Source organism: Blastococcus sp. SYSU D00695, from assembly GCF_054050555.1.
In genome coordinates this window covers 1-23,960 of record NZ_JBJGZP010000034.1, presented here as the reverse complement: position 1 = coordinate 23,960, position 23,960 = coordinate 1, and the positions used below count along the sequence as shown (strand labels likewise).

Below are 23,960 nucleotides of genomic sequence, written 5' to 3'. Positions count from 1 at the left end.
CACGACCCCGCTCGACAGCCTCCAGCTGAGGTCGAGGGTCCGGGTGATGTGCGGTCAGGGCGCGTTCCGTGGGGCGGAACGCGCCCTGACCGCACATCACCCGTGGCCGGGCACCCGCGGCGTCCGGCGATGGCGGTCGGGCGCGGGAGCGGTGCGGAGCGGTCAGGCGCGGTGGGCGACCAGGACGAGGGTCCCGGGCACGAGCGCGCCGCGGGCGGGGGACCACTGCCCCCACTCCTGCGTGCGGCCCGGCGTCCACTCCGGCTCGACCAGGTCCTCCAGGACCAGCCCCGCCCCGACGACCGCCCGCACCCAGTCACCGACCGTGCGGTGGTGCTCGACGTAGGTGGCCCGCCCGGCGTCGTCCGTCTCGACGTAGGGGGTGCGGTCGAAGTAGGACGACGTCACGGTCAGGTCGGCCGGGTCGGGGGAGTCCGGCAGCGGCCAGCGCAGCGGGTGGTTCACCGAGGCCACGAACCGCCCGCCGGGACGCAGCACCCGCGCGACCTCGCGCAGTGCCCCCTCGACGTCGGCGACGAAGGGCAGCCCGCCGAACGCGGAGCACGCGACGTCCACCGAGGCGTCGCGCAGGGGGAGCGCGCCGACGTCGGCCTGCAGCAGCGGCACCGGCACGCCCGTGGCCCGGTTCAGGGCCGCGGCCCGGGCGAGCATGCCGCCCGACAGGTCCAGGGCCACCACCTCCGCCCCGGCCTGCCGCAGCCACCGCGCGCACGGCGCGGACCCGCAGCCGACCTCCAGCACGCGGCGGCCGGCGACGTCCCCGAGGAGGTGCGCGTCGGCCTCGCGCAGCCCCTCCGGGCACCAGAGGAAGTCGACGTCGCCGAGGTCGGCGCCGTGCTCGGCCAGATACGCCGGGGCGGCGACGTCCCACCAGCGACGGTTCGCGCGCACGGACTCGGCCTCACCGGCGGGACGGCGGGCGACACCGCCGGCGGCCGGGTAGCCGTCGGGGCCGAGGGGGAGGCTGGTCACCGGCGGAGCGTGACACGCCGGGGCGGGGAACCGGTCCCGGACCCCGGTGGACCCGAGGGCCCTGGGCTCCGTACCATGGGAGGGCGCCAGAGGTCTGTCAACGCTGTCCCTCGTCGGGGGTCCTGCCCTTCCCGAGAGCCAGCGCGCGCCGGCTCTCCCCGCTCCCGCGGTCACCCGGCCGCGGGACGCCCTGTCCCTACGCATCCCCCGTCCGGAGCAACCAACCACATGACCTCCACCCAGGTCCGTCCTTCCAGCACCCCCCAGGTCGCCATCAACGACATCGGTAGCGCCGAGGACTTCCTCGCCGCCATCGACCAGACGATCAAGTACTTCAACGATGGCGACATCGTCGAGGGCGTCATCGTCAAGGTGGACCGGGACGAGGTGCTGCTGGACATCGGCTACAAGACCGAGGGCGTCATCCCCTCGCGCGAGCTGTCCATCAAGCACGACGTCGACCCCAACGAGGTCGTCAAGGTCGGCGACGAGGTGGAAGCCCTCGTCCTCCAGAAGGAGGACAAGGAAGGCCGCCTGATCCTGTCCAAGAAGCGCGCCCAGTACGAGCGCGCCTGGGGCACGATCGAGGCGAAGAAGGAAGCCGACGAGGTCGTCACCGGCACCGTCATCGAGGTCGTCAAGGGCGGTCTCATCCTCGACATCGGCCTGCGCGGGTTCCTCCCCGCCTCGCTGGTCGAGATGCGCCGCGTCCGCGACCTGCAGCCCTACGTGGGCCGCGAGCTCGAGGCGAAGATCATCGAGCTCGACAAGAACCGCAACAACGTCGTGCTCTCCCGTCGCCAGTGGCTGGAGCAGACGCAGTCCGAGGTCCGCAGCGAGTTCCTCAACAAGCTCGCCAAGGGCCAGGTCCGGACCGGCGTCGTCTCCTCGATCGTCAACTTCGGTGCCTTCGTGGACCTGGGTGGCGTCGACGGCCTGGTGCACGTCTCCGAGCTGTCCTGGAAGCACATCGACCACCCCTCCGAGGTCGTCGAGGTGGGCCAGGAGGTCACCGTCGAGGTCCTCGACGTCGACCTGGACCGCGAGCGGGTCTCCCTGTCGCTGAAGGCGACGCAGGAGGACCCGTGGCGTCAGTTCGCCCGCACGCACCAGATCGGCCAGGTCGTGCCCGGCAAGGTCACCAAGCTGGTGCCCTTCGGTGCGTTCGTCCGCGTCGACGAGGGCATCGAGGGTCTGGTCCACATCTCCGAGCTGGCCGAGCGCCACGTGGAGATCCCGGAGCAGGTCGTGCAGGTCGGCGACGAGATCCTCGTCAAGGTCATCGACATCGACCTGGACCGCCGCCGCATCTCGCTGTCGCTCAAGCAGGCCAACGAGGGCGTCATCGGCGACGAGGACGTGTTCGACCCGGCTGCCTACGGCATGGCCGCGTCCTACGACGAGCAGGGCAACTACATCTACCCCGAGGGCTTCGACCCGGAGACCGGCGAGTGGCTCGAGGGCTACGACGAGGCCCGCGAGACCTGGGAGCGGCAGTACGCCGAGGCCCAGGCCCGGTACGAGGCGCACCGCAAGCAGATCGCCGCTGCCAAGGAGGCCGACGCCGAGGCCGCCGCGGGTGGGAACTACTCCTCGGGTGGGGACGCCGTCGCGTCCGACACCTCGGGTGGCACCCTGGCCAGCGACGAGGCGCTCGCCGCGCTGCGGGCCAAGCTCGCCGGCGGGGAGTGACCGCACAGCAGTGCTGATCGGGCAGCGGTGAGCTGACCGGTCGACCACGGAGGCCCAGGACCACCAGGTCCTGGGCCTCCGTGCTGTCGTGGGGGAGCCCGCCGGGACCGGGGGACCGCCGGGGGACCGCCGGCCGACGTGGCGGGGACCGTGGGCGGGGCGGGAACGCCCGGTCGCGTCCCCGGGTGGGCGCTGGGGCCGTGTCGGTCCTGCCGGCGGAGGCGTGGCCCGAGAGGTCGGCCGGCCCCGGGGCCGGTGCGGGGCCCGGCCCCGCGCGCCGTCCGGCGTCGATCGGGGGCAGGGCGCGCTGGTCGACGTCGATCAGGGCCCGCGTAGGGCCGCAGGGCCCGTGGCCCGCCGCCCGGCACGTCGCTGCGGGGGAGCGGCTGGCGCCTTGCGACGGCGGCTGCCGGAGGGCCGCCCGGTCGCGCGCGGGCGCGGGAGGGCGGCCGGGCGTCAGAGGCTGAGGATGATCGCGAACGCGGTCCGGGGGCGGCCGCCGGCGCCGGCGAGGAAGGACCAGGTGTGGCGGCCCGCCGGGGCGCTCGTGGTCAGCCACCGCAGGAAGGCGTTGCGCGGCCGGAGCTCGCCCTCACGCCGGGCCAGCCGGTCGCGGACGCCGGGCAGGTCCGCGGCGCGGACGCCGGCGGGACGGTCGAGCCGGTGCCGGCCGCGGGAACCCGCGGCGGGGGTCGGGACGGTGACCTGCGTGGGACGCGACATCTCGGTTCTGCCTCTCTCGGCGGGGAAGATCGCCGGGGCGGACGTTATGAGGCGTGACGCGTGTGACTGCTGCGACGCGCCGGACAGGACGGGTGCGTGTTACCTGTCCGTGATGGACATCGGCGCGCTGGCTACTGTCCGTGCGTGCTGAACATCGGGTTGACCGGCGGGATCGGATCGGGCAAGAGCACCGTGTCGCGGCTGCTGGCCGAGCACGGGGCGGTGGTCGTGGACGCCGACGCCATCGCCCGCGAGGTCGTCGAGCCGGGCAGCCCCGGTCTGGCCGCGGTGGTCGCGGCGTTCGGCGACGACGTCCTCACCGGCGACGGGGCCCTCGACCGGCCGGCGCTCGGCGCGGTCGTCTTCGCCGACCCCGCGGCCCGGGAGCGGCTCAACGCGATCGTGCACCCGCTGGTGCGCGACCGTGCCGCCGAGCTGGCCGCCCGCGTGCCCGACGACGGCGTGGTGGTGCACGACATCCCGCTGCTCGTGGAGTCCGCCCGGGCGGCGGACGGGGCGCGCGGCGCCGAGGACCGTGACGGCGCCGCCGGGCGCGCCCACGACCTCGTCCTCGTCGTCGAGACCGACCTCGACACGCGGCTCGCCCGGCTGGTGCAGCGGGGGATGACCGAGGACGACGCCCGCGCCCGGATCGCCGTCCAGGCCACCGACGAGCAGCGCCGCGCGGTGGCCGACGTCGTGCTGGACAACAGCGGGACCCCCGAGCAGCTCGCCGCGCAGGTCGACCGCTTCTGGGTCGAGCACGTGGCGCCGCGGCTCGGCTAGCCCCCGAGGGCGGCGAGAGGGCCCGAGACGACGAGGGGCCCCGAGACGACGAGAGGCCCCGACCTGCCGGTCGGGGCCTCTCGTGCTGGTGGGCGATACTGGGTTCGAACCAGTGACCTCTTCCGTGTCAGGGAAGCGCGCTACCACTGCGCTAATCGCCCGGGCTCCGGTCTCGCGACCGGCCCGCTCCACCGCTCTCGCGAGCGAGACGAGGTGGAGACGGGATTTGAACCCGTGTAGACGGCTTTGCAGGCCGTTGCCTCGCCTCTCGGCCACTCCACCGCACACACGGGCGCTGGTCGTGCGACCAGCGCCCGAGGTTCCGAGCGGACGACGGGATTCGAACCCGCGACCCTCACCTTGGCAAGGTGATGCTCTACCAACTGAGCCACGTCCGCGTTGCAGGGAGAACATTACACGGCTCCCGGAGGCACTCTTAGGGGGGGTCCCCCGGGGGTTCAGCGGGCCCCGGGATCGCTCCCGCCGCCGGACAGCAGGACCGCCAGCTCGTCGTCCACCCGCAGCAGCGACGCCTCGTCCCCCAGCGGCACCAGCTGCTCGGTCTGGCGCAGGAACGCCGCCACCGCGCTGCGGGAGCACTCGAACAGCGCCTCCCCCGAGGGGGCCCGCAGGTGCAGGAACAGGACGTCGCCCGTCGTCCGCGCCGGCCACAGCCGCACGTCGCCGTCCCCGGCGGGGCGGTCCAGGCCCGCCCGCAGCAGGTCCCGGGCCAGCAGCCAGGAGATGCCGTCGTCCGCGCCGCGGTCGCCGAAGGCGATGCGGACGGCGTAGGGGTCGGACACCGCGTAGACGAGGCTCGCCGGCACCTCGGTCCAGGAGTTCGGCCCGACCAGGTGGAAGGTGGTGGGGACGGTGTGCACGGGGGTGGAACGGCTCGCCATGTCCGGGCAACGACCGAGTCGGTGACAGGTTGCGCGCGGGTGACTCCCGGGCGTGTCGCGGTCCGGCGTCCGGCCCGGGTCCGGTGCCGGGATCGCGGCGAACCGATCGGGCCCCCCGTGACGAAGGCCTCGTGTGACGATGGGAGCCGTGACCCGTCCCGTGCGCCGTCCCGGCGACGACCAGGGTGACGCCGGGATCGTGTCCCGGCTCCGCGCCGGCGACCGGTCGGCGGTGGAGGACCTCTACGACCGCTTCCGGCGGCCGGCGTTCGCGCTCGCCCGCCGGGTGATCGGGGACGACGTCCTCGCCGAGGACGTGCTGCAGGACGCCTTCCTGTCGGTGTGGCGGGACCCGCACGCCTTCGACGGGACGCGGGGGACGTTCGCCTCGTGGTTCCTGGCGCTGGTCCACCACAAGGCCGTCGACGCCGTCCGCCGCGAGGAGTCGCAGCGCCGCCGGCAGGCGCGCGCCGAGCAGGAGGCCGTGCGGGAGGTGCCGACCGCCGTCGCGGACGTGGAGGACGACGCCTGGGCCCGACTGGCCGGGGAGCAGGTGCGCCGGGCCCTGAGCGGGCTGCCCGACGCGCAGCGCGAGGCGCTGACGCTGGCCTACTACGGCGGCTACACCCAGCGCGAGGTCGCGGCCCTCACCAGCGCCCCGCTGGGCACGGTCAAGACACGGATGCTCGCCGGCATGCGACGGCTCAGGGCCGAGCTCGGCGGCGTGGCCGGCGGCGCCCTCGGGTCGGCCGCCGTCGACGGGACGGGCCGATGAGCGGGCGGGGGACCGGGCCCGGCCCGGAGGCGCACGAGCCGTTCGACGAGCTCGCCGTGGGCTGGACGCTGCACGCGCTCGAGCCCGAGGACGAGGTGCTGTTCGCCGCGCACCTGGCCGGCTGCCCGCGGTGCGCCCGCACGGTCGCCGAGACCAGCGAGGTCATGGGCGCCATGGCCGCCGACCTGCCCCCGGCCGAACCGACGCAGGGGCTGCGCGACCGGCTGCGCGCCGCGGTCGAGGAGACCGGCCAGGTGCCCCGGCCGCCGGCGTCGGCCGGACCGTCGCCGGTCACGCCGGCCGGTCCGCCGCCGGAGGCGCCCGCCGGGCCGCCGCCGGCGGCGCCCCCGGAGCGGGGGGCCGCGCCGCGCCACCCGGCAGGGGCCACCGGGTTCCCCGGCTACCGCCCCGCCGTCCCCGCGACCGGCGGCCCCGGCTCGCGCCCGGCCTGGCGCCGGGTCCTGCCCAACGCGCTGGTGGCGGCCGCCGTCGCCGCGGTGCTCGCGCTCGCCACCTGGAACGTCGTGCTCGGCGACGCCCGGGATGCCGCGGAGGCCGACGCCGCCGAGCAGGCCCGCGTCGTGCGGACGCTGCTGGAGCCGGGCACGGCGACCATCGCCCCGCTGTCCGGCGACGGGGGCCAGGTCGCCACCGTCGTGGCACGCGACGGCCAGGTCCAGGTGGTCACCCAGGGCCTGCCCGTCAACGACCGGCGGGCGGAGACCTACGTGGTGTGGGGCATCGCGGAGTCGCCCATCCCACTCGGCACCTTCGACGTGGTCCGGTCACAAACCGACGTCGTCACCGTAGGCTCGGCCGCGACCGGTCTCGACGACTACGGCGCCTACGCGATCAGTCTCGAGCCCGGTCGGGAGGCTCCGTCGTCCCCGACGGAGGTCGTGGCGAGCGGGTAGGTGACCAACTGAGCGAGCAGGAGACCGCGGCGGCAGCCGGGACCGCGCCGGGCACGGGCGGGGCCCGGGCGGGGCGGTCCGAGGAGGACCTGCGCGCGCAGTTCGCCGAGGACGGCATCCGGTCGTTGCGCGAGCGCGTCGCCGAGACGGGCTGGCGCCGGCGCCTGGCGGCCCGTCGCAGCGTCGACCACGCCTACCGCGTCGGCGTCGGCATCGTGGGGGCGCTCGTCGTCGGGCTGGGCATCCTGGCCATCCCGCTGCCCGGGCCCGGCTGGCTGATCGTGATCGCGGGCCTGTTCGTGCTGGCCAGCGAGTTCTTCTGGGCCGAGCGGCTGCTGGAGTTCACCAAGCGCAACGTCAGCGCCTGGACGGCCTGGATCGGGCGCCAGGCGCTCTGGGTCCGCGGCCTGATCGCCCTGGCGACGCTGGCCTTCGTGTACGGCGTCCTGGTGGTCACGCTGCACCTGACCGGCGTCCCGGGCTGGGTGCCGGGGTGGGTGCCGCTCTGGCGGTAGGCGTCTGGCACAATCGACGACGCACGGGCGATTGGCTCAGTGGTAGAGCGCTTCGTTCACACCGAAGAGGTCACTGGTTCGAACCCAGTATCGCCCACCGGCACGAGGGCCCCAGGTCAGCAGACCTGGGGCCCTCGGCGTTCCCGGGCCGCGCGCCGGGGCGCCCTCCGGGCTACGGCGCGGCCGGTCCGTAGGTCAGGTGCACCACGCCGTTGGACAGCGCCTCGGCGCCCAGCAGGGCCAGCGGGGTCCGCGCCGTCCCCTCCGGGAACAGCCGGATGCCCTCGCCCACGGCGACCGGGTAGACGTAGAGGTGCAGCTCGTCCACCAGCCGGTCGGCGACCAGCGCCCGCACCAGCGTCGCGCTGCCGCTGACGTAGAGGTCGCCCTCGGCCTTCAGGGCGCGGATCCGGTCGGCGTCGTAGCCACCGACCACCGAGGAGTTCCGCCACACCGACTCGGCGTCGGTCAGCGTGGCCGAGACGACGTGCTTGGTCGTGTCGTTGAAGAACGGCGCGCCCGGGTCGTCCTCCGCGGTCCGCGTCGACCATGCCGGCGCGAACATCTCGAAGGTCGTGCGGCCCAGCAGGATCCCCGTCGCCGGGGCCGTGATCGAGCCGATGGACGCGGCCAGGTCCTCCGGGAACCCGTAGTCCATCGTCCACATCGGGGCGTCGACGACGCCGTCGACGGTCGTGAACTCGTGCACCCTGATCGCACCCATGCGTCTGCTCCTCGTGTCGTCCGGGAGGCCTCGTGGCCGTCGCCCGGGAGTCTGTCGCAGGGGGAGACGGCGGGGGTCCCCCCGACTCATCGGTCGCCACGGGGAGGGCCGGCGGAGCGACCGCCGCCGGCGCGGCCCGGGCGCGCGGCGCGGGCCGGGCGGACCATGGGGGAGTGCCCCAGCCGGACCGCGCCACCCGCCTGAGCGCCGCGCTGGAGCGCGACGGCGCGACGTGCATCTGGTGCGGCCGCGACCTCGGCGGGCTCGTGCCGCCCACCACCGAGCACGTCGTGCCGCGGGTCAAGGGCGGCCCGTCCTGGCCGGAGAACGAGGTGGCCGCCTGCCGTCGCTGCAACGCCGGCCGCGGGCACGCGGCGCCCGTGGACTGGCTGGAGGAGTGCCGGCGGCGCGGCTGGACGCCGGACGCGGCGCGGCTGGAGCGGGCGCTCACCGGCCTGGCGGCGGCGATCGCGGAGCGGGGCGGCCAGCGCCGCGCGCGGCCCTACCTGGACGCGCAGCTGCGCCGCCTCCGCCGGCGTGGCCCGCGGGCGGCGGGCGCCTGACGCACCGGGTCTCACCCTCGATCGGAGGTCGAGACCCGGGCGCGGAGACCGAGCTCACGCCGGGGTCGAGGTGGGAACGTGCACCGGCCTGGGGCACGCCGGTGGATACCCTGCACGTGTCCCGTGCCGCCCGGCCGGGCCTGCCGTCCTGCCGAGGAGAACCCGTGTCCGCCGCGCCCACCCCCGCCGTCGCCACCCCGGTCCGGGTGCCGGCCGGGACGACGGCCCAGCAGGCGCTCAAGGACGCCGGCGTCCCGCTCAAGGGGCCCGACGGCGCCGTCGTCGTCCGCGACCTGGCGAGCGGCGAGCTGCGCGACCTCGCGTGGGCCCCGGAGGCCGACGCCGAGGTGGAGCCGGTCCCGGCGGCCAGCCCCGACGGCCGGGCGGTCATCCGGCACTCGGCCGCCCACGTGCTCGCCCAGGCGGTGCAGGACCTCTTCCCCGGCACCCGCCTGGGCATCGGGCCGCCGGTGGAGAACGGCTTCTACTACGACTTCGAGCCCGAGCGGCCGTTCACCCCCGAGGACCTGCAGGCCCTCGAGAAGCGGATGACCGAGATCGTCCGCGCCGGCCAGCACTTCGCCCGCCGCGAGATCAGCGACGCCGACGCCGAGGCCGAGCTCGCCGCCGAGCCGTACAAGCTGGAGCTCATCGGGCTCAAGGGCGGTGCCGGCGAGGCAGCGGAGGGCGCCGACGTCGAGGTGGGCGGCGCCCAGCTGACCATGTACGACAACCTCGACGCCCGCACCGGCGAGCGCGTCTGGACCGACCTGTGCCGCGGCCCGCACCTGCCGCGCACCAGCACCATCCCCGCGTTCTCGCTGACCCGCAGCGCCGCCGCCTACTGGCGGGGGAGCGAGAAGAACCCGCAGCTGCAGCGCATCTACGGCACCGCCTGGGAGAGCAAGGACGCCCACAAGGCGTACCTGGAGCACCTGGCCGAGGCCGAGCGCCGCGACCACCGCCGGCTGGGCGTGGAGCTGGACCTGTTCAGCTTCCCCGACGAGATCGGCTCCGGCCTGGTCGTGTTCCACCCCAAGGGCGGGGTGGTCAAGCGGGAGATGGAGGACTACGTCCGCCGCCGGCACATCGAGGAGGGCTTCGAGTACGTCGGCACCCCGCACATCACCAAGGGCCACGTCTTCGAGCTGTCCGGGCACCTGCCGTACTACGCCGACACCATGTTCCCGCCGATGGAACTGGAGAACTCGCAGTACTACCTCAAGGCCATGAACTGCCCGATGCACAACCTGATCTTCCGGTCGCGCGGGCGGTCCTACCGGGAGCTGCCGCTGCGCTTCTTCGAGTTCGGCACCGTCTACCGGTACGAGAAGTCCGGCGTCGTGCACGGCCTGACCCGCGTGCGGGGCCTCACCCAGGACGACTCGCACAGCTACGTGACCCCCGAGCAGGCGCCGGGGGAGATCCGCCACCTGCTGGCGTTCGTCCTCGGGCTGCTGCGCGACTTCGGCCTGGACGACTACCACCTGGAGCTGTCCACCCGCGGCGACGACCCGGCCAAGCAGGCGAAGTTCGTCGGCTCCGACGAGCAGTGGGCGCTGGCCACCGCCGTCCTCGAGGAGGCCGCCCGCGAGACCGGCCTCGAGCTCGTCCCCGACCCGGGCGGCGCGGCGTTCTACGGCCCGAAGATCTCCGTGCAGGCCCGGGACGCGATCGGCCGGACCTGGCAGATGTCGACCATCCAGTACGACTTCAACCAGCCGGCCGGTTTCGGGCTCGAGTACACCTCCGCCGACGGCGGCCGCGAGCAGCCGGTGATGATCCACTCGGCGAAGTTCGGCTCGATCGAGCGCTTCTTCGGCGTGCTCACCGAGCACTACGCCGGCGCGTTCCCGGCGTGGCTGGCGCCGGTGCAGGTGGTCGGCATCCCGGTGACCGACGAGCAGGTCGGCTATCTGACCGACGTCGCGCTGCGGCTGCGCGCGCAGGGCATCCGGGTCGAGGTCGACGACAGCGACGACCGCATGCAGAAGAAGATCCGCACCGCCAGCAAGCAGAAGGTGCCGTTCGTGCTCATCGCCGGCGCCACCGACGCCGACGCCGGTGCGGTCTCCTTCCGTTTCCGCGACGGCAGCCAGCACAACGGCGTGCCCGTCGAGCAGGCTGTGGCCGCGATCGCCGCCTGGGTCGCCTCGCGGGCCAACGTCGACCCGACCGCCGAGGCGCTGCAGGTCGGCGGATGACCGGCGCGCAGGGCGGACCCGGGGGCGGGCAGAGCCTGCCCGTCGGGGTGGCCGGGAGCGACGACGGCGGTCCGACGGCGGTCTTCGAGCACCTGTGGACGCCGTACCGGATGGCCTACCTCCGCGGCGAGGGGAAGCCGACCGGCGAGCACGACTGCCCGTTCTGCCTGATCCCGCGGATGGACGACGAGGAGGGGCTGGTCGTCGCGCGCGGCGAGACCGTCTTCGCCGTCCTCAACCTCTACCCGTACAACGCCGGGCACCTCATGGTCGTGCCCTACCGGCACGTGCCCGACTACACCGACCTCACCGTCGCGGAGGTCGCCGAGCTGGGCGCCTTCACCCAGACGGCGATGCGGGTGGTGCGGTCGGTGAGCGGCGCCCACGGCTTCAACATCGGCATGAACCAGGGGTCGGTGGCCGGCGCCGGGATCGCCGACCACCTGCACCAGCACGCCGTCCCGCGCTGGGGCGGGGACACCAACTTCATGCCGGTCATCGGGCTCACCCGGGTGCTGCCCCAGGTGCTGCGGGAGACACGGGCCCTGCTGGCCGCGCAGTGGCCCGCCTCGCTGCCGGCGGGCGACGCCGGGGAGGGCTGACGTGCTGGGCGCGGGGGCCAGGGCCGCCGTCGGACGGTTCTGGGCGCCGGTGGTGCAGCGGCTGCTGCGTGCCGGCGTCACGGCCGACGCGGTCACGGTGACCGGCACGCTCGGCTCCGTCGTGGGCGCCGTGGCGCTCATCGCCACCGGCCACCTGTTTTGGGGGGCGTTCACCGTCACGGTGTTCGTCCTGCTCGACATGCTCGACGGTGCGCTGGCCCGCGCCCGCGGCGGCGGCTCGCTGTTCGGCGCGGTCCTGGACTCCAGCCTCGACCGGCTGGTCGACGCCGCGGTGTTCGGCGCGCTGGTCTGGTGGTTCACCGGGGCCGGGGACAACCGGCTGCTCGCGCTGGTCGCCCTGCTCTGCCTGGTCCTCGGCGTGCTCACCTCCTACGTCAAGGCCCGCGCCGAGGGCGTGGGCCTGTCCTGCGACGTCGGCGTCGTCGAGCGCACCGAGCGGCTGATCCTCGTGCTCACCGGCACCGGGTTGACCGGCCTCGGCCTGCCCTACGCGGTGCACGTCGGCCTGTGGGTCCTGCTGGCCGGCAGCGCCGTCACCGTGGTGCAGCGGGGCGTCGAGGTCCACCGCCAGGCCGCCGGACGGCGGCTGCCCGGCGCCCCGGCGGCCCCGTGACCGCCGCGCCGTCCGCCCCGCCCGCCGGGCCGGCCCCCGTCCCGCAGGCTGCCGATCCCGGCCTGCGTGCCCGCGCCCTCGCCGGGCTCACCGACCTCGGCTACGCGGCCGGCTGGGGGCTGGTCAGGGCGCTGCCCGAGCCGGTGGCGCGCGGCGCCTTCGACGTCGCGTTCGCGCAGGTGGCCCGCCGCGAGGGGCGCGGCGTCCGGCAGCTGCGGGCCAACCTGCGCACCCTCACCGGCGGCACGCTCGGCGAGGCCGAGCTGCAGGCGCTGACCCGCCGCGCGATGCGCTCCTACGGTCGCTACTGGCAGGAGGCGTTCCGGCTGCCCCGCCTGCGGCCGGAGCGGATCGTGGCCGGCACCGAGGTGGTCGGCGGCGAGCACCTGGACCGCGCCCTCGCCGAGGGACGGCCGGTGATCGCCGCGCTGCCGCACAGCGGCAACTGGGACGCCGCCGCCGTCTGGTTCGTCGACCGGCTGGGCGGCCCGTTCCTCACCGTCGCCGAACGGCTGCGCCCGGAGTCGCTCTTCGACCGCTTCGTGGCCTTCCGCGAGTCGCTGGGCATGCGGGTGGTCCCGCTGACCGGCGGCCCGCGACCCAGCGCCACCGTGCTGCGGGAGTGGCTCGACGACGGCGGCTCGGTCTGCCTGCTGTGCGACCGCGACCTCGGCGGCAACGGCATCCCGGTCACCCTCGCCGGCCGGCCGGCGACCATGCCCGGCGGCCCGGCGCTGCTGGCCGCCCAGACCGGCGCCGCGCTGCTGCCGATGGTGTGCTCGTTCACCGAGCGCGGGTGGCGGCTGACCTGGCACCCGGAGGTGCCGGTCGCCGGCCCCGGCCGGCTGCGGGACCGGGTCACCGCCGCCACCCAGGGCATCGCCGACGCCTTCACCACCACCCTCGCGCGCCGGCCCGAGGACTGGCACGTGCTCGGCCGGATCTGGCCCGACGTCCCCCCGGACCCCGAGCCGGGACGCCGCTGATGCGCATCGGCCTGGTCTGCCCGTACCAGTGGGACCGCCCCGGCGGGGTCCAGTACCACGTGCGCGACCTCGCCGACACGCTGCGCGGCCTCGGCCACCACGTCGAGATCATGACCCCGGCCGAGCGCGAGGAGTCGCTGCCCGCCGAGCACGTCACGTTCGCCGGGCGCACGGTGCCGATCCCCTACAACGGGTCGATGGCCAGCGTGCAGTTCGGGCCGATCTCGGCGGCGCGGGTGCGCCGGTGGCTGCGCGAGGGCCACTTCGACGTCGTCCACGTGCACGACCCGGCGCCGCCGTCCATCGGCCTGCTCGTGCTCATCCTCGCCCGCGGCCCGATCGTGGCCACCTTCCACGCGGCGACGGTCCGCTCCAAGTGGCTGATCGCGTGGGGGCCGGTCATCCGCCCCTGGCTGGAACGGATCAGCGGCCGCATCGCCGTGTCGGACTTCGCCCGCCGGCTGCAGGTCGAGCACCTGGGCGGCGACGCCGTCGTCATCCCCAACGGCGTGCACGTCGCCTCCTTCGCCGAGGGGCCGCCCCTGCCCGGCCTGGCCCGGGGCGCCGGCGGTCCGACGATCGGCTTCCTCGGCCGCTACGACGAGCCCCGCAAGGGCCTGCCGGTGCTGCTGGAGGCGATGCCCGAGGTGGTCGCCCGGCACCCCACCGCCCGCCTGCTGGTGGCCGGCCGCGGCGACCCGGACGCCCTGCGGGCCTCGATCCCGCCGGAGCTGCGGCCGCACGTGGAGCTGCTCGGGGAGCTGTCGGAGGCCGACAAGGCGGCGTTCCTGCGGTCGGTGGACGTGTACTGCGCACCGAACCTGCTGGGGGAGTCCTTCGGGATCATCCTCATCGAGGCGCTCGCCGCCGGTGCCCCGATCGTCGCCGCCGACCTCGACGCCTTCGCCGCGGTCCTCGCGGACGGCGAGGTGGGCGTGCTGGTCCGGCGCGGGGACGCCGCCGCGCTCGCCACCGCCCTGGCCGACCTGCTGGCCGACCCCGCGCACCGCGCCGCGCTGTCCGCCCGCGGCCGGGAGGCGTCCTGGGCCTACGACTGGTCGGTCGTGGCCCGCCGCGTGCTCGCGGTCTACGAGACGGTGGTGCTGCCGGACGCGGGCGAGGTCGTCGCCGCCGCCGACGACACCGACGTGGTGGACGCGACGCGCGAGGACGGCGACGGCCGGGGACCGCAGCAGCGGCGGGTGCGACGCTAGCCTCGTGGGCCGTGGCCCTCCCCGTCTGGACGATCGTCGCGCTCGTCGTCGTCCTCGGGCTGCTCGCCTGCTGGACGGCGTGGACGCTGACCCGGCTGCGGCGGCTGGTGGGCCGGGTCGACCGGGCCCGGACCGCGCTGGAGACCCAGCTGCGGCGGCGCGCCGGCCTGGCCGCCGAGCTCGCCCGTGCCGGCGGCGGGGCGCTGGAGCCCGAGCGCGCCGACCGGCTGGCCCGCGCCGCGGCCGGGGCCCGCCTGCCCTGGACCCCGGACCGGGAGCTCGCCGAGAACGTGCTGGGCCGGGAGCTGCGGGAGCTGCTGCGCGACCTGCCGCACGACCTGCCCGGGGTCCCGCCCGCGCTGGCCGCGGACCTGGCCGGGACGGCGCAGCGGGTGGCGCTGGCCCGCCGCTTCTACAACGACGCCGTCCGCGACACCCGGGACCTGCGCGGGCGCCGGCTGACCCGGGTCCTGCGGCTGCACGCCCGCCGGCCGCTGCCGCGCTACTTCGACATCGACGACAGCACCTGGGACCTGGCCGGAGCCGCCCGTCCGGGCCGCTCCTGACCGCGTCGTAGGATGGGCCGGGCCCGGCCGGGTCCGCCCACCCGACCTGCGAGGCAGTCCGTGTCCGAGCACATCCCCCACGTCACCGGTACCCCCGCGGTCAAGCGCGGCATGGCAGAGCAGCTCAAGGGCGGCGTCATCATGGACGTCGTCACCCCCGAGCAGGCGAAGATCGCCGAGGACGCCGGCGCGGTGGCCGTCATGGCGCTGGAGCGGGTGCCCGCCGACATCCGCGCGCAGGGCGGCATCGCCCGCATGAGCGACCCGGACATGATCGAGGGGATCGTCTCCGCGGTGTCCATCCCGGTGATGGCCAAGGCGCGGATCGGGCACTTCGTCGAGGCGCAGGTGCTGCAGAGCCTCGGCGTGGACTACATCGACGAGTCCGAGGTCCTCACCCCCGCCGACGAGGCCCACCACATCGACAAGCACGCCTTCACGGTGCCCTTCGTCTGCGGCGCGACCGACCTGGGCGAGGCGCTGCGCCGCATCGCCGAGGGCGCGGCGATGATCCGCTCCAAGGGCGAGGCGGGCACCGGCAACGTCGTCGAGGCCGTGCGGCACATGCGCGCGATCCGCGCCGGCATCCGGGCGCTGGGCACCCTCGACGAGACCGAGCTGTTCGTCGCCGCGAAGGAGCTGCGCGCCCCGCACGACCTGGTCGTCGAGGTGGCCCGCACCGGCAAGCTGCCGGTCGTGCTCTTCACCGCCGGCGGCATCGCCACCCCGGCGGACGCGGCGATGATGATGCAGCTGGGCGCCGAGGGCGTCTTCGTCGGCTCGGGCATCTTCAAGTCCGGCGACCCGGCGCAGCGCGCCGCGGCCATCGTGCAGGCCACGACCTTCCACGACGACGCCGACGTGATCGCCAAGGTCTCGCGCGGGCTCGGCGAGGCCATGGTGGGGATCAACGTGGCGACGCTGCCGGAGTCCGAGCGGTTCGCCACCCGCGGCTGGTGACGGCGCCCGGTCCCACCGGCGGCCCCGTGATCGGGGTGCTGGCCCTGCAGGGCGACGTCCGCGAGCACCTGGCGGCGCTGGCGGCCGAGGGCGCCGTCGCGGTGACGGTGCGCCGGCCGGAGGAGCTGGCGGCCGTCGACGGCCTGGTGCTGCCCGGCGGTGAGTCCACGACCATCGTCAAGCTCGCCGCCCGGTTCGGCCTGCTGCAGCCGCTGCGGGACGCCGTGCGCGGCGGGCTGCCGGTGTACGGCTCGTGCGCCGGGATGGTGCTGCTCGCCGACCGGCTCGCCGGCGCCCCGGCCGGGCAGGAGACCGTCGGCGGGCTCGACGTCACGGTGCGGCGCAACGCCTTCGGCCGGCAGGTGGACTCCTTCGAGTCCTCGGTCGAGCTGGCCGGGCCGGACCTGGCCGGCGCGCCCGTGCCCGCGGTGTTCATCCGGGCGCCCTGGGTGGAGGAGACCGGCCCCGCGGTCGAGGTCCTCGGCCGGGTCGTGGGCGGTACCGGCGACGGTAAGATCGTGGCGGTTCGCCAGGGCGTCCTCCTGGCCACCAGCTTCCACCCCGAACTGACCGGCGACCGCCGGGTGCACGCGCTCTTCGTCCAGATGGTGCGCGCCGCGCGGGGACGCAGGTCCGGCGCCGACGCCGGGGAGGAGAGGAGACCCTCATGAGCGGCCACTCCAAGTGGGCGACCACGAAGCACAAGAAGGCCGGGATCGACGCCAAGCGGGGCAAGCTCTTCGCGAAGCTGATCAAGAACATCGAGGTCGCCGCCCGCACCGGCGGCGGGGACCCGGCGGGCAACCCGACGCTGTTCGACGCCATCCAGAAGGCCAAGAAGAGCTCGGTCCCCAACGACAACATCGACCGCGCCGTCAAGCGCGGGTCGGGCGCCGAGGCCGGCGGGGTCGACTACCAGGGCATCACCTACGAGGGCTACGCGCCCGGCGGGGTCGCCGTCCTCATCGAGTGCCTGACCGACAACAAGAACCGGTCGGCCATGGAGGTCCGCACGGCGATGACCCGCAACGGCGGGTCCATGGCCGACCCGGGCTCGGTCTCCTACCTCTTCTCCCGCAAGGGCGTGATCGTGGTGCCGGCGGCCGACGGCGTGGACGAGGACTCGGTGCTCATGGCCGTGCTCGACGCCGGCGCCGAGGAGGTCCGCGACTCCGGCGAGTCGTTCGAGGTCGTGTGCGAGCCGACGGACCTGGTCGCCGTCCGCACCGCGCTGCAGGACGCCGGCATCGACTACGACTCGGCCGACGCCGCGTTCGTGCCCAGCGTCAGCGTCGAGCTCGACGAGGAGGCGGCGGGCAAGGTCTTCCGGCTCATCGACGCCCTCGAGGACTGCGACGACGTGCAGAACGTCTACGCCAACTACGACGTCTCCGACGAGGTCCTCGAGAAGATCTAGGCACCCCCCACGCTCGGCGCCGGTCCCCAGGAGGGCGGCCGGCGGTGTGTCGGTGCCGTGCAGTCGGTCGCGAGGGATAGCCTCGGTCGAACACCAGTTCGGCGACCAGGAGGCGTCCATGCGGGTGCTGGGCATCGACCCCGGCCTCACCCGGTGCGGGTGGGGCGTCGTGGACGGGCGTCCCGGCGCGCGGCCGGCGGCGATCGGCGTGGGCGTCGTCCGCAGCTCGCCCGACCTCGACCTGGAGCTGCGGCTGCTGGAGCTGCACACCGCGGTCACGGCGCTGCTGCGCGAGCACCGGCCCGACGTCGTCGCCATCGAGCGGGTGTTCACCCAGAACAACAAGGGCACCGCGACGGGGACCGCGCAGGCCGCCGGCGTCGCCGCGCTCGCGGCGGCGCAGGCCGACCGGCCGGTCGCCTGGCACACGCCCAGCGAGGTCAAGGCCGCCATCTCCGGCAACGGCCGGGCCGACAAGGAGCAGGTGACGCTCATGGTCACCCGGGTCCTCGGCCTGGCCACCGCGCCCAAGCCCGCCGACGCCGCCGACGCGCTGGCGCTGGCGGTCTGCCACGTGTGGCGCGGGCCGGCGCAGCAGCGGTTGCGGGTGGCTGCCCTGGCCGGGGGCATCGGAGCGAGCATCCAGCCGCGGACGCTGCCGCGGTGGCAGGGGGTCTGAACGTGATCGCGAGCGTGAACGGCGTGGTCGCCGCGGTGTCGCCGGACGGCGCCGTGGTGGAGGTCGGGGGCGTGGGCCTGGCGGTGCAGTGCACCCCGGGCACCATCGCGCGGCTGCAGGTGGGGGAGAGCGCCCGGCTGTCGACCAGCCTGGTCGTGCGGGAGGACTCGCTCACCCTCTACGGCTTCGCCGACGACGACGAGCGCCAGCTGTTCGAGCTGCTGCAGACGGCCAACGGCGTCGGTCCGCGGCTGGCCCAGGCGGTGCTGGCCATCCACCCGCCGCGCGAGGTGCGCCGCGCGGTGTCGATGGCCGACGTCAAGGCGCTCATGCAGGTGCCGGGCATCGGCAAGAAGGGTGCCGAGCGGCTGATCCTCGAGCTGCGCGACCGGCTCGGCACCACCACGAGCGACACCCAGCTCGACGCCCCGCAGCTGCCGGCCGGCGCCGCGCCGCTGACCCCGGTCGCCCCGTGGCGCTCGCAGCTGACCAACGCCCTGGTCGGGCTCGGCTGGAGCGGCAAGGAGGCCGAGACGGCGCTGACCGCGCTGGAGCCGGTCGCCGACGAGCAGCTGGCCGCCGGCGGCGTGCAGATCGCCGTCCTGCTGCGGCAGGCGATCCAGCTGCTGGGCCGCTCGTGACCCGCCGGGGGAGGGGAGCCGCGTGACGTCGCCGTTCGACCGCGGGCTGTCCGGCGAGGTGGCCGACGGGCTGGGCCGGGACCTGGGGGTGTCGCCGCAGGCCGGGGACGAGGAGCGCGTCGTCGAGTCGGCGCTGCGGCCGCACTCGCTGCACGACTTCATCGGGCAGCCCAAGGTGGCCCGGCAGCTCGCGCTGGTGCTCGAGGGCGCCAAGCGCCGGGGGCGCCCGCCGGACCACGTGCTGCTGTCCGGACCGCCCGGGCTGGGCAAGACCAGCCTGGCGCTCATCATCGGCTCGGAGCTCGGCACGGCGGTGAAGATCACCAGCGGCCCGGCGATCGAGCGCTCCGGCGACCTCGCGGCGATGCTGTCCAACCTCGGTCCCGGCGACGTGCTGTTCATCGACGAGATCCACCGCATCGCGCGGCCCGCCGAGGAACTGCTGTACATGGCGATGGAGGACTTCCGGGTCGACGTCGTCGTCGGCAAGGGGCCGGGCGCGACGGCGATCCCGCTCGACATCAACCCGTTCACGCTGGTCGGCGCCACCACCCGGGCCGGCCTGCTGACCGGCCCGCTGCGGGACCGGTTCGGCTTCGTCGGGCAGATGGAGTTCTACGAGCCGGCGGAGCTGCAGCAGGTGCTCGCCCGCAGCGCGGAGCTGCTGGGCGTGGAGCTGACCGCGGACGGGTCGGCGGAGATAGCCGGCCGCTCCCGGGGGACCCCGCGGATCGCCAACCGGCTCCTGCGCCGGGTGCGCGACTACGCCGAGGTCGAGGCCGACGGGCGGGTGACCCGGGCGGTGGCGCAGGCGGCGCTGGCGCTCTACGACGTCGACGACCTGGGGCTGGACCGGCTGGACCGGGCCGTGCTCGAGGCCCTGGTCGTGCGCTTCGGCGGCGGCCCGGTGGGCGTCTCCACCCTGGCCGTCGCCGTGGGGGAGGAGCCGCACACGGTCGAGGAGGTGTGCGAGCCGTTCCTCGTGCGCGCCGGCCTGCTGGCCCGCACACCGCGGGGCCGGGTCGCCACGGAGGCGGCCTGGCGGCACCTCGGCCAGCCGCTGCCGCGCGGTGGTCTCCCCCTCGGGGGTGGCTCACCCGCCACGCTGGCCCCGCGCCCGGACACCGAACCGCTGTTCGACGCCTAGACTCCTCCACGCTGGCGCGCAACTCGACTGCGCAACGGTCCGGCCGGCCGTGCGCTCCACGGCTGGTCGCTGTGCGCGCCGCAGCCGACGTACCCGAGCGGTCCCGTCCCGGGCCGCACCCACCGCGCGCGGTCCCGGCGCGGTAGAGAGGCATCCCCGCCGTGGAGTCGTACTTCCCGCTCATCCTGCTCGTGCTGGCCTTCGTGCTGCTCATCGTCCTGCCGGCCCGCCAGCGCAAGCGGATGGCCGCACAGCAGCAGCAGATGCAGGACGCGTTGCAGCCCGGGACGCCGATCATGACCACCAGCGGCATCCACGGGACGGTCACCGGCAAGACCGACTCGACGGTCGACGTCGAGGTCGCCCCGGGCGTCGTCATGACCTTCGTCCGGCAGGCCATCCTCGAGGTGCGCAAGCCGGCCGCCGGCGGCGAGGCCGTGGCGGGCGGGACCACCCCCGGGGACGACACCCCGGGCATCGTCGACGGTGGCCCCGCCGACACCTCGCGCTGAGGTCGGCATGGCCAACCGACAGCTCCCCGCGCGCCGGTACTTCGGCGCCTTCCTGCTGATCGTCGCCGGGCTGTACGCGCTGGTGTTCGCCACCGGCGACACCCGCACCCCCCAGCTGGGCCTGGACCTGCGCGGCGGCACGACCGTCACGCTGACGGCGAAGACGGCCGACGGGAAGGCGCCCGCGCCCGAGGACCTCGAGCTGGCCCGCCAGATCATCGAGCAGCGGGTCAACGGTCTCGGCGTGGCCGAGGCCGAGGTGGTCACCGAGGGCGACCAGAACATCGTCATCTCCGTGCCCGGGGACGACGGCGAGCAGGCCCGCGAGCTCGGCCAGACGGCGCAGCTGCGCTTCCGCCCGGTGGTCTGCCCCTCGGCGACGGACACCACCGGCATCTGCGCGTCGCTGGACCCGACCGTCTCCGCCGGCGACACCGCGGCGCCGAGCGATCCGGCCGCCCCGAGCGACACGGCCGCGCCGAGCGACACGGCCGCGCCGAGCGACACGGCCGCCCCGACGGACGGTGCCACCCCGACGGACGGTGCCACCCCGACGGACTCCGCCGCGCCCACGGGCGACCAGGCCGAGCCGACGGCCCCGCCGGTCTACGCCTCGCCGCAGGAGGCGGCGCCCGCGTACGACGCGCTGCGCTGCGACTCGCAGGACGAGACGGCGCTGCCGGCCGACCCGGCGTCCTACATCGCCGCCTGCTCCGAGGACGGCACCCAGAAGTACCTGCTCGGGCCGACGATCATCGAGGGCACCTCGATCGACGACGCCCGGTCGGGCACCCAGTCGGGCACCGGCGAGTGGATCGTCCTGCTGGACTTCGACGGCGAGGGCGAGCAGGCCTGGGCCGACTACACCGCGGCGCACATCCAGGAGCAGGTGGCCTTCACCCTCGACGAGCGCGTCGTGTCCGCCCCGGTCATCCAGTCGGCGATCACGACGAACCCGACCACGATCACCGGGCAGTTCGACCAGGAGAGCGCCACGCAGCTGGCCAACCAGCTGAAGTACGGCGCGCTGCCGCTGACCTTCGAGCAGGCGACCGCCCAGTCCATCTCCACCGAGCTCGGCGCCGAGCAGCTGCGCGCCGGGCTCATCGCCGGCGCCATCGGCGTCGGCCTGGTCTTCGTCTACGCGCTGGTCTACTACCGCCTGCTCGGCCTGGTGATGATCGCCAGCCTGGGCCTGTCGGCGGTCGTCGTCTACGCCTGCCTGGTGCTCCTGGGCCGGGAGATCGGCTTCACGCTCAGCCTCGCCGGCATCGCCGGGTTCATCGTGTCGATCGGCATCACCGCGGACTCGTTCGTCGTCTACTTCGAACGGCTCAAGGACGAGATCCGCGAGGGCCGCACGCTGCGCTCGGCCGTGCCGCGGGCCTGGGTCCGCGCCCGCCGGACGATCCTCTCCGCCGACGCGGTGAGCTTCCTCGCCGCCGCGATCCTCTACTGGCTGGCCATCGGGGACGTGAAGGGCTTCGCGTTCACGCTGGGCATGTCCACGGTGCTCGACCTCGTGGTCGTGTTCCTCTTCACCCACCCGCTGCTGGCGGTCCTCGCCCGGTTCCGGTCCTTCGGCAGCACCCGCTTCTCGGGGCTGGGCCGCGGCGTCGACCGGCCGGGCGCGGCCGCCCCCGCGCCGGGGGCCGGCCGGTCGCTGGTCGGCGCGGGTGCCCGTGCGGGCAGCACGTCCACGGACAGGAGCCAGGCATGAGCCGCGAGCCCGACCGGGCCGAGGAGGAGATCCCCCTCGGCACGGACGCCGACGAGGGCCGTGACGCCTCCGCGGCCACCGCCGACGCCGCGGCCGCCGCGGACGACGCCGCCCTGGCCGAGGCCGGGCTGCCGCGCGAGGGCGAGGACGTCGTGACCACCCCGGTCCGCCGTCCCGCCCGCCGCGCCTCGCTGGCCCACCGGCTGTACAACGGCGAGGCCGGGCTCGACGTGGTCGGCCACAGCCGGCTCATCTACCGGGTGACCGCCGTGGTGGTGCTCATCTGCATCGCCTCGATGCTGTTCCGCGGCTTCAACCTCGGCATCGACTTCGCGGGGGGCAACAGCTTCCGGCTGCCCGGCTCCACCGAGCAGCTGGCCGACGTCCGCGCGGCCGCCGAGGACGCCGGGGCCGAGGTGGCGTCCGCGCAGGTGGTCGGCGGCAACTCGATCCTGCTGCGCACCGAGGGCCTGGACAACGACGGCGAGCGCGCCGTCGTCACGGCCGTCGCCGACGCCGCGGGCGTGCAGGAGGACCAGGTCAGCCCCGAGTCGGTGAGCGCCGAGTGGGGGGCCGACATCACCGAGCAGGCGCTCATCGCGCTCGCGGTGTTCCTGGCCGCGGTCATCGCCTTCCTCGCCATCCGGTTCCAGCCGAAGATGGCGATCGGCGCGATCGTCGCGCTGCTGCACGACATCGTCGTGACCGCCGGCGTGTACTCGCTCATCGGCTTCGAGGTCACGCCCTCCACGGTCGTCGGCTTCCTGACCATCCTCGGGTTCTCCCTGTACGACACCGTCGTCGTCTTCGACAAGGTGGACGAGAACACGCGGGGCCTGTCGCAGAGCGCCCGCATGACCTGGGGCGAGGCGGCCAACCTCGCGGTGAACCAGACCCTGATGCGGTCGATCAACACCTCGGTGATCGCGCTGCTGCCGGTGGCCGGGCTGCTGTTCGTCGGGGCCGGGCTGCTGGGCGTCGGCACCCTCAAGGACCTGGCGCTGGTGCTGTTCGTCGGTCTCGCCGCGGGCGCGTACTCGTCGATCTTCCTGGCCACCCCGATCGTGGCCGACCTCAAGGAGCGCGAGCCGGAGGTCGTCGCCCTGCGCAAGCGGGTGCTGGCCCGCCGCGCCTCGGACGCCCGCGCGGTCGGCGGGCGGGCGGGTGGTCCCGGGCGGGCGCCGGTCGCCAGCGCCCGGCGGTCCGCGGCGGCGCGGCGCTCGTCGGCGGTCGGCGTCGCCGAGCGCGAGGAGGACCTGGGCCCGGTGGAGGCCGACGTCGTCGTCGAGTCGCCGGCGTCGGTGCGGCCCGGCGGGGCCACCGCCGCGCCGCGGCCCGGCGCGCGGCCGCAGCGGCCGGACGGTCGTCGCGGCGGGTCGAGGAAGCGCCGGTGACGGCCGGCGCCGGTGCCCAGCCGGCCATCGACGAGCTGATCGCCTCGCTCACCGTGGACGTCCCCGACTTCCCGTCCCCGGGGGTCGTGTTCCGGGACCTGACACCGGTCTTCGCCGACGGTCCGGCCTTCCGCCGGGTCGTCGACGGCCTGGCCACGCCGGCCGCCGTCGACCCGCGGGTGGCGGCGCTCGCCTCGTCCGGGGACGCCGGGCACCCGGGCTTCGACGTGGTGGTCGGCGTGGAGGCCCGCGGCTTCCTGCTGGCCGCCGCCGTCGCGCTCGACGCCGGCGTGGGCGTGGTGCCCGTCCGCAAGGCCGGCAAGCTGCCCCGGCGCCGCGTGTCGGCGCAGTACGACCTCGAGTACGGCTCGGCCGCGCTGGAGCTGCACACCGACTCCATCGTCGCCGGCCAGCGGGTCCTCGTGGTGGACGACGTCCTGGCCACCGGCGGGACGCTGGCGGCGGCGATCGGCCTGGTCGAGGAGCTGGGTGGCGTGGTCACGGCGGTCTCGGTCGTCGTCGAGCTGGCCGACCTCGGGGGCCGTCAGGTGCTGGCGCCGCACACCGTGCACGCGCTCTGGACGGCCTGAGCGGCGGGGGGGGGGGGGGGCGGGGGGGGGGGGGGGGCGGGGGGGGGGGGGGGGGGGGGGGGGGGGGGGGGGGGGGGGGGGGGGGGGGTGGGGGGCGGGGGGGGGGG

The 23,960-nt window shown here is 75.2% G+C and carries 26 protein-coding genes and 4 tRNA genes; 23 read left to right on the top strand and 7 right to left on the bottom strand.

Annotation, left to right across the window (positions count from 1 at the left end):
• Nucleotides 1-162 precede the first annotated feature (162 nt).
• Nucleotides 163-993: a class I SAM-dependent methyltransferase gene (locus tag ACI781_RS17345; protein ID WP_456567371.1), complete on the bottom strand. Its 831-nt coding sequence runs from the start codon at nucleotides 991-993 to the stop codon at nucleotides 163-165.
• A gap of 228 nt (nucleotides 994-1,221) precedes the next feature.
• Here ACI781_RS17345 and rpsA point away from each other — a divergent pair, with 228 nt between their 5' ends.
• Complete coding sequence (rpsA, locus tag ACI781_RS17340) at nucleotides 1,222-2,685, top strand: 30S ribosomal protein S1 (protein ID WP_456567370.1); 1,464 nt, start codon at nucleotides 1,222-1,224, stop codon at nucleotides 2,683-2,685.
• Nucleotides 2,686-3,141: 456 nt separating this feature from the next.
• On the opposite strand, the gene ACI781_RS17335 is transcribed toward rpsA, so the two are convergent.
• Nucleotides 3,142-3,408: a hypothetical protein gene (locus tag ACI781_RS17335; protein WP_456567369.1), complete on the bottom strand. Its 267-nt coding sequence runs from the start codon at nucleotides 3,406-3,408 to the stop codon at nucleotides 3,142-3,144.
• Between the two features lie 144 nt (nucleotides 3,409-3,552).
• Here ACI781_RS17335 and coaE point away from each other — a divergent pair, with 144 nt between their 5' ends.
• Nucleotides 3,553-4,194, top strand: a complete 642-nt coding sequence (gene coaE / locus ACI781_RS17330) for a dephospho-CoA kinase (RefSeq protein ID WP_456567368.1) — start codon at nucleotides 3,553-3,555, stop codon at nucleotides 4,192-4,194.
• Nucleotides 4,195-4,280: 86 nt separating this feature from the next.
• Here the strand turns inward: coaE and ACI781_RS17325 are convergent.
• The 4 genes from ACI781_RS17325 to ACI781_RS17310 all read right to left on the bottom strand — a co-directional run bounded on the left by ACI781_RS17325 (nucleotide 4,281) and on the right by ACI781_RS17310 (nucleotide 5,096).
• A tRNA-Val gene (locus ACI781_RS17325) sits at nucleotides 4,281-4,355 on the bottom strand.
• A 50-nt stretch (nucleotides 4,356-4,405) separates the two neighbouring features.
• Nucleotides 4,406-4,476 (bottom strand) — tRNA-Cys (locus tag ACI781_RS17320).
• A gap of 43 nt (nucleotides 4,477-4,519) precedes the next feature.
• Nucleotides 4,520-4,592, bottom strand: a tRNA-Gly gene (locus ACI781_RS17315).
• Nucleotides 4,593-4,652: 60 nt separating this feature from the next.
• On the bottom strand, nucleotides 4,653-5,096 hold the full coding sequence (locus ACI781_RS17310; protein WP_456567367.1) for an SsgA family sporulation/cell division regulator: 444 nt from the start codon (nucleotides 5,094-5,096) through the stop codon (nucleotides 4,653-4,655).
• Between the two features lie 139 nt (nucleotides 5,097-5,235).
• Here ACI781_RS17310 and ACI781_RS17305 point away from each other — a divergent pair, with 139 nt between their 5' ends.
• The 4 genes from ACI781_RS17305 (at nucleotide 5,236) to ACI781_RS17290 (ending at nucleotide 7,397) form a co-directional block, all read left to right on the top strand.
• The gene (locus ACI781_RS17305; protein ID WP_456567366.1) at nucleotides 5,236-5,871 is read left to right on the top strand and encodes a sigma-70 family RNA polymerase sigma factor; all 636 of its coding nucleotides are present in this window, start codon (nucleotides 5,236-5,238) and stop codon (nucleotides 5,869-5,871) included.
• Nucleotides 5,868-6,785, top strand: a complete 918-nt coding sequence (locus ACI781_RS17300; RefSeq protein WP_456567365.1) for an anti-sigma factor domain-containing protein — start codon at nucleotides 5,868-5,870, stop codon at nucleotides 6,783-6,785. The genes ACI781_RS17305 and ACI781_RS17300 overlap by 4 nt, the downstream gene beginning before the upstream one ends.
• Nucleotides 6,786-6,910: 125 nt before the next feature.
• Complete coding sequence (locus ACI781_RS17295) at nucleotides 6,911-7,300, top strand: TIGR02611 family protein (RefSeq protein ID WP_456567364.1); 390 nt, start codon at nucleotides 6,911-6,913, stop codon at nucleotides 7,298-7,300.
• A 25-nt stretch (nucleotides 7,301-7,325) separates the two neighbouring features.
• Nucleotides 7,326-7,397 (top strand) — tRNA-Val (locus ACI781_RS17290).
• A gap of 75 nt (nucleotides 7,398-7,472) precedes the next feature.
• Here the strand turns inward: ACI781_RS17290 and ACI781_RS17285 are convergent.
• On the bottom strand, nucleotides 7,473-8,024 hold the full coding sequence (locus tag ACI781_RS17285) for a dihydrofolate reductase family protein (protein ID WP_456567363.1): 552 nt from the start codon (nucleotides 8,022-8,024) through the stop codon (nucleotides 7,473-7,475).
• A gap of 173 nt (nucleotides 8,025-8,197) precedes the next feature.
• On the opposite strand from ACI781_RS17285, the gene ACI781_RS17280 reads away from it, so the two are divergent.
• From ACI781_RS17280 to ACI781_RS17200, 17 genes are all read left to right on the top strand, one after another.
• The gene (locus ACI781_RS17280; protein ID WP_456567362.1) at nucleotides 8,198-8,587 is read left to right on the top strand and encodes an HNH endonuclease; all 390 of its coding nucleotides are present in this window, start codon (nucleotides 8,198-8,200) and stop codon (nucleotides 8,585-8,587) included.
• 164 nt (nucleotides 8,588-8,751) lie between these two features.
• Entirely contained in the window at nucleotides 8,752-10,791 is a 2,040-nt protein-coding gene (gene thrS / locus ACI781_RS17275) for a threonine--tRNA ligase (RefSeq protein ID WP_456567361.1), read from the top strand.
• Complete coding sequence (locus tag ACI781_RS17270; RefSeq protein WP_456567360.1) at nucleotides 10,788-11,393, top strand: HIT family protein; 606 nt, start codon at nucleotides 10,788-10,790, stop codon at nucleotides 11,391-11,393. Before thrS ends, ACI781_RS17270 begins: the two co-directional genes overlap by 4 nt.
• A 1-nt stretch (nucleotide 11,394) precedes the next feature.
• On the top strand, nucleotides 11,395-12,027 hold the full coding sequence (gene pgsA, locus ACI781_RS17265; RefSeq protein ID WP_456567359.1) for a phosphatidylinositol phosphate synthase: 633 nt from the start codon (nucleotides 11,395-11,397) through the stop codon (nucleotides 12,025-12,027).
• Entirely contained in the window at nucleotides 12,024-13,013 is a 990-nt protein-coding gene (locus tag ACI781_RS17260; RefSeq protein WP_456567358.1) for a phosphatidylinositol mannoside acyltransferase, read from the top strand. The genes pgsA and ACI781_RS17260 overlap by 4 nt, the downstream gene beginning before the upstream one ends.
• Nucleotides 13,013-14,227 (top strand): glycosyltransferase family 4 protein, encoded by a 1,215-nt coding sequence (locus ACI781_RS17255; protein WP_456567357.1) that lies wholly within the window; start codon nucleotides 13,013-13,015, stop codon nucleotides 14,225-14,227. The genes ACI781_RS17260 and ACI781_RS17255 overlap by 1 nt, the downstream gene beginning before the upstream one ends.
• Before the next feature lie 11 nt (nucleotides 14,228-14,238).
• The gene (locus tag ACI781_RS17250; RefSeq protein WP_456567356.1) at nucleotides 14,239-14,793 is read left to right on the top strand and encodes a hypothetical protein; all 555 of its coding nucleotides are present in this window, start codon (nucleotides 14,239-14,241) and stop codon (nucleotides 14,791-14,793) included.
• A 60-nt stretch (nucleotides 14,794-14,853) separates the two neighbouring features.
• Nucleotides 14,854-15,753 carry a pyridoxal 5'-phosphate synthase lyase subunit PdxS gene (gene pdxS / locus ACI781_RS17245; protein ID WP_456567355.1) on the top strand — a complete coding sequence of 300 codons (900 nt, stop codon included), beginning with the start codon at nucleotides 14,854-14,856 and terminating at the stop codon, nucleotides 15,751-15,753.
• Nucleotides 15,750-16,424 carry a pyridoxal 5'-phosphate synthase glutaminase subunit PdxT gene (gene pdxT / locus ACI781_RS17240; protein WP_456567354.1) on the top strand — a complete coding sequence of 225 codons (675 nt, stop codon included), beginning with the start codon at nucleotides 15,750-15,752 and terminating at the stop codon, nucleotides 16,422-16,424. Before pdxS ends, pdxT begins: the two co-directional genes overlap by 4 nt.
• On the top strand, nucleotides 16,421-17,170 hold the full coding sequence (locus tag ACI781_RS17235; RefSeq protein ID WP_456567353.1) for a YebC/PmpR family DNA-binding transcriptional regulator: 750 nt from the start codon (nucleotides 16,421-16,423) through the stop codon (nucleotides 17,168-17,170). The genes pdxT and ACI781_RS17235 overlap by 4 nt, the downstream gene beginning before the upstream one ends.
• Nucleotides 17,171-17,288: 118 nt before the next feature.
• On the top strand, nucleotides 17,289-17,849 hold the full coding sequence (gene ruvC / locus ACI781_RS17230) for a crossover junction endodeoxyribonuclease RuvC (protein ID WP_456567352.1): 561 nt from the start codon (nucleotides 17,289-17,291) through the stop codon (nucleotides 17,847-17,849).
• Nucleotides 17,834-18,490, top strand: a complete 657-nt coding sequence (gene ruvA, locus ACI781_RS17225) for a Holliday junction branch migration protein RuvA (protein WP_456567351.1) — start codon at nucleotides 17,834-17,836, stop codon at nucleotides 18,488-18,490. Before ruvC ends, ruvA begins: the two co-directional genes overlap by 16 nt.
• Nucleotides 18,491-18,512: 22 nt before the next feature.
• Complete coding sequence (gene ruvB / locus ACI781_RS17220; protein ID WP_456567350.1) at nucleotides 18,513-19,637, top strand: Holliday junction branch migration DNA helicase RuvB; 1,125 nt, start codon at nucleotides 18,513-18,515, stop codon at nucleotides 19,635-19,637.
• A 161-nt stretch (nucleotides 19,638-19,798) separates the two neighbouring features.
• A complete protein-coding gene (gene yajC, locus ACI781_RS17215) occupies nucleotides 19,799-20,149 on the top strand; it encodes a preprotein translocase subunit YajC (protein WP_456567349.1) in 351 nt (116 codons plus the stop codon).
• 7 nt (nucleotides 20,150-20,156) lie between these two features.
• Complete coding sequence (gene secD, locus ACI781_RS17210; protein WP_456567348.1) at nucleotides 20,157-21,869, top strand: protein translocase subunit SecD; 1,713 nt, start codon at nucleotides 20,157-20,159, stop codon at nucleotides 21,867-21,869.
• On the top strand, nucleotides 21,866-23,263 hold the full coding sequence (gene secF, locus ACI781_RS17205; protein ID WP_456567347.1) for a protein translocase subunit SecF: 1,398 nt from the start codon (nucleotides 21,866-21,868) through the stop codon (nucleotides 23,261-23,263). Before secD ends, secF begins: the two co-directional genes overlap by 4 nt.
• Complete coding sequence (locus ACI781_RS17200) at nucleotides 23,260-23,853, top strand: adenine phosphoribosyltransferase (protein WP_456567346.1); 594 nt, start codon at nucleotides 23,260-23,262, stop codon at nucleotides 23,851-23,853. The genes secF and ACI781_RS17200 overlap by 4 nt, the downstream gene beginning before the upstream one ends.
• Nucleotides 23,854-23,960 lie beyond the last annotated feature (107 nt).